The following is a 13,133-nucleotide window of genomic DNA, read 5'->3' on the forward strand; positions in this document are numbered from 1 at the left end:
AGTTAACAGTTCGTCAATCCCCAGTGGAATTGTCAATGTGACCGGATTATCCCAAGATTCGTCCAGATCAAAAGCCAATACACGGAGACAAGGATAGTGAATCCCGAATTGTCTGAGGACATCGTTACGTCCGAACTGCGCGACAGGATTCTCGTCGTGACCCTCGACCACCCGCCGGTCAACGCTCTCGGCATCCACGTACGACGCGGCCTGTTCGCCGCGATCGAAGCCGCCCATACAGATCCTGCCGTCGAGGCCGTCCTGATCGTGGGTGCGGGACGCAACTTTATCGGCGGCGCCGACATCCGTGAGTTCGGCCTGCCGCTACTCCCGCCGTCATTGCCCGAGGTCTGCAACCGGATCGAGGCTTGCCGCAAGCCTGTCGTCGCGGCAATCCGCGGCGCCGCGCTCGGTGGCGGACTCGAAATCGCACTCGCGGCCCACTACCGGATCGCCACCGCTACCGCGAGACTCGGCTTGCCTGAGGTCACCCTCGGCCTGCTGCCGGGTGCTGGCGGCACGCAGCGCGCGCCGCGTCTCATTGGCGCCAAAGCCGCATTGGACCTGATGTTGAGCGGCCGTCACGTCGACGCCGAGGAAGCACACGCGCTGGGTCTCATCGACCTGATCGGCCAGACCGACGACGTGCTGGCCGAGGGCCTCATCTATACGCGCGAATTGCTCGCCGCCCACGCCCCAGCGCGACGCACCCGCGACGCCGCCGGACTCGACGACCGCGCGGCCAGTCGCGCTGCAATCGAAGCGGCGCGCGCCGAAACGTCGAAAAAATCGCGTGGCCTGTTCTCGCCGCTGAAAATCGTCGACGCCGTACAGGCTGCGCTCGAACAGTCATTCGACGACGGCCTGCGACATGAGCGCCAACTGTTCCTGCAATGCATCGACAGCCCCCAGCGGGCTGGGTTGATCCACGCATTCTTCGCCGAACGCGAAGTACTCAAGGCGCCGGAAACGCGCACGGCCAGGCCACGCCGCATCGCGAGCGTCGGTGTAGTCGGCGGCGGCACAATGGGCGCGGGGATCGCAGTCGCGGCGCTCGACGCCGGCCTCCCCGTCACCATGGTGGAGCGCGATGAAGCGTCGCTGGCTCGCGGCCGGGCACACATCGAAAAGGTCTATGACGGCCTGATTGCGAAGAGCCGCATGACGCCCGAAGACAAGGCCGCGGCAATGAGCCGGTGGACGGGCAGCACCTCCTATGACGCGCTCGCCGCCGTCGATCTGGTCATCGAGGCCGTGTTCGAGGACATGGCGGTCAAGCAGACCGTGTTCGCCGAACTCGATCGCGTCTGCAAGCCGGGTGCGGTCCTCGCGACCAACACGTCGTATCTCGACGTCGACGCCATCGCCACCAGCGTCTCGCGTCCGGCGGATGTGATCGGGCTGCATTTCTTTTCACCCGCCAACATCATGAAGCTGCTGGAAGTCGTGGTGCCCTCGCAGGTCAGCTCAGATGTGGTCGCCACCGCCTTCGAGCTGGCGAAGAAGCTGCGCAAGGTGCCGGTGCGTGCGGGCGTGTGCGACGGCTTCATCGGCAACCGCGTGCTCGCGGTGTATCGCGCCGCCGCTGATTACATGATGGAAGACGGCGCGTCGCCCTACCAGATCGACCGCGCCGTGCGCGAGTTCGGCTTTCCGATGGGACCGTTCCAGGTGGCGGACCTCGCAGGCGGCGACATCGGCTGGGCTACGCGCAAGCGCCGCGCCGCCACGCGCGATCCGAATGCGCGCTATGTGCAAATCGCCGATCGCATCTGCGAGCGCGGATGGTTCGGCCAGAAAACCGGGCGCGGCTACTACCTGTACACGGACGGCGGGCGCGTCGGCACGCCCGACCCCGAAGTCGAAGCCATCATCGATGCCGAGCGCGAGCGCGCCGGCATCACACCGTGCGCCTTCACCGACGAGGACATCATGCGGCGCTACATGGCAGCCATGATCAACGAAGGCGCGAACGTCGTGCATCAGGGCGTTGCGCTGCGGCCGCTCGACGTGGACGTCACGTTCCTCTCCGGCTACGGCTTTCCGCGCTATCGCGGCGGCCCAATGAAGTACGCCGACAGCGTTGGCCTCGCCACAGTGCTGGCCGACATCCGCGAGTTCGCGCAGGAAGACCCGCTGTTCTGGCAACCGTCGCCGCTCATCGTCGATCTCGTCGAGCGCGACGCCGACTTTGCCAGCCTCAATCAATCCGCTTGACCCATTTATCCGCTTCAGGACTCCGACCATGCGCGAAGCCGTCATTGTCTCCACCGCACGCACGCCGATGACGAAGGCGCATCGCGGCGAATTCAACATCACCCCTGGCCCGACCCTCGCGTCTTTCGCCGTGCGCGCCGCCGTGGAACGCGCGGGTATCGACCCGGAACTGATCGAGGATGCGATCCTCGGCTGTGGCTATCCGGAAGGCATCACCGGCCGTAACGTGGCGCGCCAGACCGTGATTCGCGCGGGGTTGCCGCTGTCGATCGCAGGCGCCACCGTGAACCGCTTCTGTGCATCCGGTCTTCAGGCGATCTCCATTGCCGCAGGCCGTATCGTCATCGACGGGGCGCCCGCCCTGATCGCGGGCGGTGTCGAAAGCATCTCCGGCATCCGCACCCGCGAGGACGGCGCGAGCGGGCTCGATCCGTGGATCGTCGAGCACAAGCCGGCGCTCTATCTCGCGATGATCGATACCGCGGATATCGTCGCGCAGCGCTACGGTGTCAGCCGCGAAGCGCAGGATCGCTTTTCGGCCGAAAGCCAGCGCAAGACTGAAGAGGCCCAACTCGCCGGGCGTTTCGCCGACGAGATCGTGCCGGTCACCACCACGATGGCCGTTACCGACAAGGAAACCGGCGCCGTCAGTCAGCGCGAGGCCACGGTTGCCGCCGATACCTGCAATCGCCGCGGCACGACTTACGAGGCGCTCGCGAAGCTCGCGCCAGTCAAGGGGCCAGAAAAGTTCGTCACGGCGGGCAACGCGTCGCAACTGTCCGACGGCGCATCCGCCTGCGTGATGATGGAAGCCAAGACCGCCGAGCGCGCCAACCTTATCCCCCTCGGCGCATTCCGCGGCCTCGCGGTGGCAGGTTGCGAACCGGACGAAATGGGCATCGGCCCGGTGTTCGCCGTGCCGAAGCTGCTCGCGCGCCACGGCCTCACGATGGACGACATCGGCCTGTGGGAACTCAACGAAGCGTTCGCGTCGCAGGCGATCTATTGCCAGCAGCGCCTCGGCATTCCCCAGGAACGCCTGAATGTGAACGGCGGCGCGATTTCCATCGGCCATCCGTTCGGCATGACCGGCTCGCGCCTCGCCGGACACGTCCTCATCGAGGGCCGTCGACGTGGCGTGAAGTACGCGGTCGTCACGATGTGCATCGCCGGCGGCATGGGTGCCGCAGGGCTCTTCGAAATCTATTGAGAGAAGCGAAATCATGGATCTTAATTTCACGCCCGAAGAGGAAGGTTTTCGCCAGAGCGTTGCGCGCTTCCTGCAGGCGAAGCTGCCGCAGCGGCTCTCCGACAAGGTCCGCAACGGCAAGCGGCTCACGCGCGACGACATGGCCGAGTGGCACGCGATTCTCAATGCACAAGGCTGGCTCGCCAATCATTGGCCGAAGGAGTACGGCGGCCCCGGCTGGAACGCCGTGCAGAAATTCATCTTCGAGAACGAATGTGCGCTCGCGGGCGCACCGCGCATCGTGCCGTTCGGCGTGAACATGCTCGGGCCGGTGCTCATCAAGTTCGGCAGCGAGGCGCAGAAGGGCTACTGGCTGCCGCGCATTCTCGATGGTTCGGACTGGTGGTGCCAGGGCTATTCGGAACCGGGCGCCGGCTCCGATCTGGCATCGGTGAAGACCACCGCGGTGCGCGGCACCGATGCGAACGGCGCGCACTACATCGTCAACGGCCAGAAGACGTGGACCACACTCGGCCAGCACGCAAACATGATCTTCTGTCTGGTGCGCACGGCAACCGATGTGCGCAAGCAGGAAGGTATCAGCTTCCTGCTCGTGGACATGAACACGCCGGGCGTCGAAGTGCGCCCGATCATCACGCTCGACGGCGAACACGAGATCAACGAAGTGTTCTTCACCGACGTGCGCGTGCCGGCGGAAAACCTCGTCGGCGAAGAGAACAAGGGCTGGACCTACGCGAAGTACCTGCTGACCTACGAGCGCACCAATATCGCGGGGGTCGGCTTCTCGGTCGCGGCACTGGAGCGTCTGCGCAAGGTCGCGGCCAAGGTTCTACGCAACGGCCGCCCGCTTGCCGACGATCCGCTATTTGCGACCCGTCTCGCGCGCGTCGAGATCGACCTGGAAAACATGAAGACCACCAACCTGCGCGTGATCGCGGCGGTGGCCGGCGGCGGCGTGCCGGGCGCGGAAAGTTCGATGCTGAAGATTCGCGGCACCGAAATTCGCCAGGAGATCTCGTCGCTGTTGCGCCGTGCGATGGGGCCGTATGCGCAGCCGTTCATCGAGGACGCCCTTCACGACGGCTACGACGAGCCGCCCGTCGGCCCCGAAGAAGCCGCGAGCGCGGCCGCGCTCTACTTCAACAACCGCAAGCTGTCGATCTTCGGCGGCTCCAACGAAATCCAGAAGAACATCATCTCGAAGATGATCCTGGGACTGTAAGGGGGCGCTCACCATGAATTTTCAGCATACCGAAGACCGCCGCATGCTGGCGGATACGTTGAACCGGTTTGTCAGCGAACAGTACGGCTTCGAGACGCGCGACAAGCTCGCGCGCAGCGACGTGGGATTTAGCCGCGAACTGTGGGGCCAATTCGCTGAACTGGGCATTATCGGCGCGTTGTTCAGCGAGGCCGAGGGCGGCTTCGGCGGCGACGGCTTCGATATCGCCGTCGTGTTCGAGAGCCTCGGACGCGGCCTTGTGGTCGAACCGTTCCTCGGCGCGCTGATCGTCGGACGGGCTGTCGCCCACGCAGGCAACGATGCGCAGAAAGCGCTCATTGCGAATCTGATCGACGGCAGCGTTGTCGCAGCACTTGCACATGAGGAGCCCGGCTCGCATTACGAGCTATCCAACGTGACAACCCGTGCCGTGCGCCGCGCGAACGGCTGGGTACTGGCTGGTGCCAAGGCTGTCGTGCAGCAGGCCGAGGAGGCCGGCGTCCTGCTCGTCTCGGCACGCACGAGCGGCGCCGACGACGCCGAAGACGGCATCTCGCTCTTTCTCGTCCCGCGCGATGCAGCGGGCCTCACGGTACGAGGTTATCGCAAGATCGATGGCGGACGAGCCGCCGAAGTCGTGCTCGACGACGTGTGTGTCGGCGATGATGCATTGCTCGGCCCGCAGGACGCGGGATTCGCGACACTCGAATACAGCATCGGGTTCGGCGTGCTGGCGCTGTGCGCGGAGGCACTCGGCGCGATGGATGTCGCGAAGGACTTCACGCTCGAATATTTGCGCACGCGCAAGCAGTTCGGCGTCGCGATCGGCAGCTTCCAGGCACTGCAGCACCGCATGGCCGACCTGCTGCTGGAAATCGAGCAGGCGCGCTCGGCGGTCATCAACGCCGCCGCCGCGCTCGGCACGGGCGGCGTCGCGCGTGAGCGCGCGCTGTCGGCAGCGAAGTACAGCATCGGCCGCATCGGAGCGCTCGTCGCCGAGGAGTGTATTCAGCTGCATGGCGGTATCGGCATGACGTGGGAACTGCCGCTCGCGCATTACGCCAAGCGCCTCGTCATGATCGACCATCAACTGGGCGATGAAGACCATCATCTCGAGCGCTACATCGCGTTCGGCCGGAGTTAAGACCATGAACGAAGCGGCCGAAGGGATCCCGCGCCGTCTTCGACAAATGTCCCGCCGACTTCTTCGCGTTGCGTCGCGGGACAGCCGGGCAGTCGCACCAGAAGTGCCCTCCTCGCCACGACCCCCTGTCAATCTGGATTTGCCATGTCGAACCTGACCTCCTCACTGCCGCTCGCCGGCATTCGCGTTCTTGATCTCTCCCGGATACTTGCCGGACCGTGGTGCGGCATGGTTCTGGGTGACCTCGGCGCCGAAGTCATCAAGGTCGAGCACCCGAAGCGCGGCGACGACACCCGCGATTGGGGCTTGCGCGTCGGTTCGACCGAGACGGCCTATTTCAACAGCGTCAACCGCAACAAGCGCTCCGTGACCCTCGACCTGCAAACCGCCGAGGGCCAGCAGATCGCGCGGGAGCTGGCGCAGGCGTGCGACGTCGTGATCCAGAACTTCAAGTTCGGCGGCGCGGAAAAGCTGGGCCTCGGATACGAGCAGCTGAAACAGGAAAACGAGGACCTGATTTACTGCTCGATTTCCGGCTACGACCGCACCGGACCGGAAGCTACGCGTCCCGGCTACGATCTGCTGATTCAAGGGGAAGCGGGGCTGATGGCGCTCAACGGTGAAGCCGATCGGCCGCCTTTAAAGTTCGGTGTTGCCGCCGTCGACATCTTCACCGGGATGTACTCCGCCCAGGCGGTACTCGCCGCGCTCTTCGAAAGTCAGAAAACCGGCAAGGGACGCCACATCGAGATGGCGCTGTTCGATTGCGGCTTGATGATCACCTCGTACTACGGGCTGGAAGCGCTGATCATGGGCGAGGATCCGCCACGCTACGGAAACGCGCATCCTTCGATCGTGCCTTACGGTGTATTCGACGCGGCCGATGGACCGCTCGTCATCACGGTCGGCAACAACAGTCAGTTCACGCGCTTCTGTCGCGATGTGATCGAACGCCCGGATCTTGCGGAGGACGAGCGGTTCCAGACAAATATCGGCCGTGCGGCGAACCGAGAGGCCCTCGTGCCCGAGCTCAACCGCGAGATCGCCCGGAGAGAGCGCCGGGTGTTGCTGGAGCGCCTGACTCAGGCCGGCATTCCATGTGGCGAAGTGCTCGGTCTTCACGAGGCGCTCACCTCCAGGCGCGCGACGGACGCCGGGCTCGTGACGACGCAGCCGCATCCGGAGGCCGGCAGCACGCATGTCCTCGCTCCGCCCTACCGCTTCGACGGTGCGCGCCTGCCGGTACGAAGGGCCCCGCCGCAACTCGGGGAAGGCACGAAGGACGTTCTTCAGTCGATGCTCGGGATGTCGGACGACCGGCTCTCGCGGTTGAAGGCTGACGGCGTCGTTTGACGCGCATTGCGCCTCACTGCGGGCTCGCAACTCGCCGCGGCGCTCGCGATGGGCGCCTCCGGCGAATGGTCGCAGGGTCTGCTCGCCGCAGGACAGTCGCTCGCGTTCTTCGACTGGACCTAACCGCTCGCCGACATTGTGAACCGCTTCGAGAACGACATACGGCAGGCGCTGGCGCGTGGGGAGATCAACTGATCCGGGCTTACGGACGTCGCACGGATCGTGCAGACTTCGATCATCAATTAGAGGAGAGCAGCATGAAGATACTGGTGCCTGTGAAGAGAGTGGTCGATTACAACGTGAAAGTCCGGGTCAAGTCGGACGGCACGGGCGTCGACATTGCCAATGTGAAGATGTCGATGAACCCGTTCGACGAGATCGCGGTTGAGGAAGCCGTGCGTCTGAAGGAAGCGGGCGTGGCGACTGAAGTGATCGCGGTGTCCTGCGGCGTCACGCAGTCGCAGGAAACGCTGCGCACGGCGCTGGCGATCGGTGCGGACCGCGCAATCCTGATCGAGTCGAACGAAGACCTGCAGCCGCTGGCGGTGGCCAAGCTGCTGAAGGCGCTGGTCGACAAGGAACAGCCTTCGCTCGTTATTCTCGGCAAGCAGGCCATCGACGACGACTCGAACCAGACCGGCCAGATGCTCGCCGCGCTGGCGAACCTGCCGCAGGCGACGTTTGCCTCGAAGGTGGTGGTGGCGGATGGCAAGGCGACCGTGTCGCGTGAAGTGGATGGCGGCGCGGAAACGCTGTCGCTGACGCTGCCGGCGGTGATCACCACCGACCTGCGCCTCAATGAGCCGCGCTACGTGACGCTGCCCAACATCATGAAGGCGAAGAAAAAGCCGCTGGAGACGCTCAAGCCCGAGGACCTCGGTGTCGATGTGACCCCGCGCCTTAAGACGCTGAAGGTGGTGGAGCCGCCGAAGCGCAGCGCCGGCGTGAAGGTGCCGGATGTGAAGACGCTGGTCGAGAAGCTGAAGACTGAAGCCAAGGTGCTCTAAGGACATGGGACCAGAGTAAGTGCTCTGCATGGGACCAAAGTAGGCGCTAAAGCGCCAACTCTGGTCGACGCTCTGCATGGGACCAAAGTAGGCGCTAAAGCGCTAACTCTGGTCGACACAGGAGACGGAAGAAATGACGAATCTGGTAATAGCGGAACACGACGGCGCGTCGATCAAGGCGGCGACGCTGAACACGGTGGCGGCCGCGCAGAAGATCGGTGGCGACATCCACGTGCTGGTCGCCGGTCACAACGCGCAGGGCGCGGCTGAAGCGGCAGCGAAGATCACAGGCGTATCGAAAGTGCTGCTCGCTGACGCGCCGCAACTGGAAGCAGGTCTGGCGGAAAACGTCGAAGCGACGGTGCTAAACATCGCGAAGGGTTACACGCACATCCTCGCGCCGGCCACGGCTTCCGGCAAGAACATCGCGCCGCGTATCGCGGCGAAGCTGGATGTCGCGCAGATCAGCGACATCACCGCGGTGGATTCCGCTGACACATTCGAGCGCCCGATCTACGCGGGCAATGCGATCGCCACGGTGCAGTCCGCAGACCCGATCAAGGTCATCACGGTGCGCACGACCGGTTTCGACCCGGTGGCAGCCGAAGGCGGCAGCGCAGCGGTCGAGAAGATCGAAGCGGCGGCCGACAGCGGCCTGTCGCAGTTCGTGAGCCGCGAAGTGACGAAGCTGGACCGTCCGGAGCTGACTGCAGCGCACATCATCGTGTCGGGTGGTCGCGGCCTCGGCAGCGGCGAGAACTACACGAAGGTGCTGGAACCGCTGGCGGACAAGCTGAATGCAGCGCTGGGCGCATCGCGCGCAGCAGTCGATGCGGGCTTCGTGCCGAACGACTACCAGGTGGGCCAGACGGGCAAGATCGTCGCGCCGCAGCTGTATGTGGCGGTCGGTATCTCGGGCGCGATCCAGCATCTGGCCGGGATGAAGGACTCGAAGGTGATCGTGGCGATCAACAAGGACCCGGAAGCGCCGATCTTCAGCGTGGCCGATTACGGCCTGGTAGGCGATCTGTTCACCGTGGTGCCGGAGTTGGTGAGCGAGTTGGGATAAACAACAGAAGCGCAGAGGATCCAATACGGGAGCGCTGCGCCAGAACAGCCGCCCTCGCCTCACCGGACACCCGACCTCAACGCCACTTCCTTGAGGCGCTTACGGATTGCCTTTTGCAGGACTGCACTCTCCTCATCCACGGGAGGAACAATTGGCGCGTGAAGTACAAATTTGGGCGGCACAGGTCAAGCTCGCACGGGTGACTTTCGATTGAATAGGAACTGGAGATTGCGCACGGTTCGCGCTGCGCACGCCCAGCCCCCAACACAATCGGAGACGTATTCCATGAACACAGAAGCTACGCAAGTCCTCAACGATGTTTCGGCGATCGACACGGTCCATATCGCTGGAAACGCCACGCCGTGGGTTCCCTTCGCCCCTGTCAACGACAAAATTCTGCTCAAATACTTCAAGATCAATCCCGTCACGGGCGAAGTGGTATTGCTCATGAAGGCGGCCAAAGGCGAAGGCGCGCATATTCATCGCCATACCGGCACGGTGATGGTCTACACACTCAGCGGTCGCTGGAAATACGACCAGCACGACTGGATCGCGCAAGCCGGCGATTTCGTTTTTGAGCCGTCGGAGTCGTCACACTCGTTCACGAATCTCTCCGACGACGACAATGGTATGGCGCTCGTGGTCTCGACCGGTGAGCTCCACTTCCTCGACGAAGACGGCAAGGTCACGTTCGTCGAGACGTGGCGGACAGCCTTGAGCCGCTATCAGGACTACTGCAAAGCCAATGAGTTGCCCGAGATCGACCTGATCGGCTGCCAGGGCGGCCGCTAAGCGACGTCGACGCACATGATCCACGCACCTGCCTCACGGACATCACGTCGATGACCCACCTTGCACCCTCCGCACCGCTTCCGTCCCTGGAGGCGCTGACACTGGCCTGTGGGCCACATACCCACACAGCTCTGGCCGCGGGGCCGCGGAGCGGGGAGTGCGTTCTCCTGCTGCACGGCTGGCCGGAATTCGCCGACTGTTGGCGCGAGATTCTGGTCGCGCTCGGCGCGGCAGGCTACCGGGCAGTCGCTGTGGATCAGCGCGGCTACGCTGAGAACGCCCGGTCAAGGGACATTGCGTCCTACGCAGCCGGGCATCTCCAGTCGGACGCCCTGGCATTCGCCAATCAACTGGGCGCAGGACGCTTCCATCTGATTGCCCACGACTGGGGCGGACTGGTTGCGTGGGGGCTCGCCTCGACGTATGCACGCCGCGTGAGTTCGCTGTCCGTGCTGGCGACGCCACATCCGTTAGCGCTGCAAGCGGCGCTCCATCATGAAGACCAATACCAGCGCCTGGATTATGTTCGCGCCTTTCGTCAACCAGGGGGTGTCGCAGAGCAACGCCTGCTGGCGGACGGAGCGGCGGTGCTGCGGGCCGCATACGCGGGACGCGTTCCAGCTTCGCTCGTCGACGAAAACGTGCGGCGTCTCAGCGAACCGGGCGCGCTTTCCGCGACGTTGAACTGGTATCGCGCGCTCCCTGACGACCTGTCTTTTCCCGCAGGCCGCGTTGCCGTCCCGACGCTCTACATCTGGGGATCCGAAGACCGCGCCCTGGGGCGCGAAGCCGCACTGCTCACGGGCGGCTTTGTCGACGGGCCTTACCGTTTCGAAATACTCGAGGGGGCAAGTCACTGGCTCCCGGAAGAAGCGCAGGACCGGATCATCCCATTGCTGCTCGACCATCTCGCCGCCTCGCCGTTGGCGTGAATCCTCGTACCGGCAAAAGGTCCGACCCATCCAATATACGATACGCACCGTACCCGTCACTCATGCCTACTCCTTCCCTAAACGACAACCAGCCGATCGCACGCGTCATGGTGGCCGGCACCGGCGTGCTGGGCGCGCAAATCGCCTTTCAGTGCGCGTTTTCCGGTATCGACGTCGTAGCCTACGACGTCGATACCGCCTGCCTGGATCGCGCGAACGCCCGTTTTGATGCGCTAGGGCGCATCTACGCTGCGGACCTCGGCGCTTCTCGCGAGCAGATCGAAGCCACGCTGGCACGCATCGAGGGCAATACCGACCTCGGTTCGGCCGTTGCCGGCACGGACCTCGTCATCGAAGCCATCCCCGAGGATCTGGCAATCAAGCAGTCTTTCTACCGTTCACTCTCAGCTGTAGCGCCGGCCGGCACCATCTTTGCGAGCAACTCGTCGACGCTGGTGCCGAGCCAGTTCGCCATGTTCACCGACCGGCCCGAGCGCGTGTTGAGCCTGCATTTCGCGCACGAAGTGTGGAAGAACAACATCGCCGAAATCATGGGACATCCGGGCACCGACCCCGCCGTATTCGCGCACATGGTGCAGTTCGCACACCGTATTGGCATGGTGCCTTTACCGCTGCGCAAGGAGCAGCCCGGTTACCTGCTGAATACCATGCTCATTCCGATGCTGATCGCCGCGCTGGGTCTGCTGGTCAACGAGGTCGCCGACGTGCAGACGATCGACAAGGCGTGGATGATTGCGAAGGCGGATCGAATTGGCCCATTCGGCATTCTCGACGGAATCGGCATGACGACCGTCTATAACGTCACGCGCGCTCTCGCGGAACGCACGGGCGATTCGACGCATCGGCGCATTGCGGAATACGTGAAAACGCATTTCATCGATACCGGGTATATCGGCGAGGCAGTGGGACGCGGCTTCTATCGATATCCCGATCCGGAATTCCTGAATCCAACGTTCGTCGCCGCGTGAAACCCAGGGCGGGCTATTGCTACTCAGCAGAACGTCCGGGGTCAGCCGCATGACGCGCTGCTCGAAACTGCCGGGGCGTGACGCCCCGTAGTCGCTTGAACGCACGGCTAAACGCGCTTTGCTGCGAATAACCGAGTAGTTCGGAGATCTCGGCGAGACGCAGGTTTGACTGCTGCACATACTTCAGGGCGAGATCTTCGCGAACTTGTTCCCGCAGTTCATCGAATGTCGTGCGGGCCTCCAGGAGGCGACGTTGCAAGGAGCGCGGCGAAATGGCAAGCGCTCGCGCTATGGCGCCGAGCGAACTGTCAGTGAAAGGCAAAAGTGCGCGAATCATCGTTTGCGTGCGTACCGCCCATAGCGCCTCCACCTGGGCCCTTTCTCGCCGCAAATGTGCCTCGAGCACACGATGCGCGTTACGGCGGAGTTGCGTCACCGGACGTGTCACCGTTCCGCGATCGAGGACAATCGCATTTCTGTCCTGATCGAAGTTCAGGGACGGTCCGAACGTGCGCCTGTGCATGGTGCAGTCCGCAGGCGCCGAATGGCGGAATTGCACAACGGCCGGTTGCCAGGCGGTACCGCAGATGGTCCGCAAATACTGCATACCATTGGCGAGACCCAGTTCGACCGCCTGAACTTCTCCAGGACCAGAAGCGTTTTCAAGGTCGTAAGTCAAAACCATCCCCTGCTCGTCCCGCACAGCCCGTATGGAAGACATCGATGTATGTAGCACGTAGAACTCGGCAAGCGTATCCATTGCCTCGCCGATCGTGCGCGCGCCATGCATCATGACAAGGATCGGCCCCAGGACCGCCAGGCCCTGATATTCGGCGAGTCTCAGTCCAAAGTTCCGGCATTGCGTAACTTCAGCAGCCAGCGAAAGGAATCGAAGCACTTGCGCACCCCGGATCGGCACATCGGCGGAGCGGAGCGCAAGCTCCGGCAGATCGGCTCCGGCCGCAACCGACCCGGGTTGAACGCCGAGTACCTCGAGCAGATCAGCAGCTCCGGTCAACACAACACTGGGTAGGTAGCCTTGCATTCTATATACGGGTCGTCACTTGAGATGGTTCGCCGCGGCAGGTAGTGCACATGCGGGCACCGAAGCGCGCCGCAGACAGCAAGCACAAACTTCGCTAGCGCGAAGATCTCGCCATTCTGCTCAAACGCGCCGCGCGAGGGAATTTACCCGATG

Annotated in this window: 11 protein-coding genes; 10 read left to right on the forward strand and 1 reads right to left on the reverse strand. The window is 63.6% G+C overall.

What is annotated here, in order from left to right; all coding sequences use genetic code 11:
* The first annotated feature begins 96 nt into the window (after positions 1-96).
* The 10 genes from P3T23_RS29515 to P3T23_RS29560 all read left to right on the forward strand — a co-directional run bounded on the left by P3T23_RS29515 (position 97) and on the right by P3T23_RS29560 (position 11,935).
* On the forward strand, positions 97-2,217 hold the full coding sequence (locus P3T23_RS29515) for a 3-hydroxyacyl-CoA dehydrogenase NAD-binding domain-containing protein (protein ID WP_429319626.1): 2,121 nt from the start codon (positions 97-99) through the stop codon (positions 2,215-2,217).
* 28 nt (positions 2,218-2,245) lie between these two features.
* Positions 2,246-3,427 carry an acetyl-CoA C-acyltransferase gene (locus P3T23_RS29520; RefSeq protein WP_429319627.1) on the forward strand — a complete coding sequence of 394 codons (1,182 nt, stop codon included), beginning with the start codon at positions 2,246-2,248 and terminating at the stop codon, positions 3,425-3,427.
* 13 nt (positions 3,428-3,440) lie between these two features.
* Positions 3,441-4,649 carry an acyl-CoA dehydrogenase family protein gene (locus P3T23_RS29525; protein ID WP_429319628.1) on the forward strand — a complete coding sequence of 403 codons (1,209 nt, stop codon included), beginning with the start codon at positions 3,441-3,443 and terminating at the stop codon, positions 4,647-4,649.
* 13 nt (positions 4,650-4,662) lie between these two features.
* On the forward strand, positions 4,663-5,793 hold the full coding sequence (locus P3T23_RS29530; RefSeq protein ID WP_429319629.1) for an acyl-CoA dehydrogenase family protein: 1,131 nt from the start codon (positions 4,663-4,665) through the stop codon (positions 5,791-5,793).
* Positions 5,794-5,937: 144 nt separating this feature from the next.
* The gene (locus P3T23_RS29535; RefSeq protein WP_429319630.1) at positions 5,938-7,146 is read left to right on the forward strand and encodes a CaiB/BaiF CoA transferase family protein; all 1,209 of its coding nucleotides are present in this window, start codon (positions 5,938-5,940) and stop codon (positions 7,144-7,146) included.
* Positions 7,147-7,403: 257 nt separating this feature from the next.
* Entirely contained in the window at positions 7,404-8,153 is a 750-nt protein-coding gene (locus P3T23_RS29540; RefSeq protein WP_429319631.1) for an electron transfer flavoprotein subunit beta/FixA family protein, read from the forward strand.
* Positions 8,154-8,286: 133 nt separating this feature from the next.
* Entirely contained in the window at positions 8,287-9,222 is a 936-nt protein-coding gene (locus tag P3T23_RS29545) for an electron transfer flavoprotein subunit alpha/FixB family protein (protein ID WP_429319632.1), read from the forward strand.
* A 285-nt stretch (positions 9,223-9,507) separates the two neighbouring features.
* Positions 9,508-10,014, forward strand: coding sequence for a 2,4'-dihydroxyacetophenone dioxygenase family protein (locus tag P3T23_RS29550; protein ID WP_429319633.1), 507 nt, complete (start codon positions 9,508-9,510; stop codon positions 10,012-10,014).
* 50 nt (positions 10,015-10,064) lie between these two features.
* The gene (locus P3T23_RS29555; protein ID WP_429319634.1) at positions 10,065-10,946 is read left to right on the forward strand and encodes an alpha/beta fold hydrolase; all 882 of its coding nucleotides are present in this window, start codon (positions 10,065-10,067) and stop codon (positions 10,944-10,946) included.
* Between the two features lie 62 nt (positions 10,947-11,008).
* A complete protein-coding gene (locus tag P3T23_RS29560) occupies positions 11,009-11,935 on the forward strand; it encodes a 3-hydroxyacyl-CoA dehydrogenase (RefSeq protein WP_429319635.1) in 927 nt (308 codons plus the stop codon).
* A 19-nt stretch (positions 11,936-11,954) separates the two neighbouring features.
* Here the strand turns inward: P3T23_RS29560 and P3T23_RS29565 are convergent, their stop codons facing one another.
* A complete protein-coding gene (locus P3T23_RS29565; RefSeq protein WP_429319636.1) occupies positions 11,955-12,980 on the reverse strand; it encodes an AraC family transcriptional regulator in 1,026 nt (341 codons plus the stop codon).
* Between the last annotated feature and the right edge of the window lie 153 nt (positions 12,981-13,133).

This window comes from Paraburkholderia sp. GAS448 (assembly GCF_050435685.1).
Taxonomy (GTDB): domain Bacteria; phylum Pseudomonadota; class Gammaproteobacteria; order Burkholderiales; family Burkholderiaceae; genus Paraburkholderia.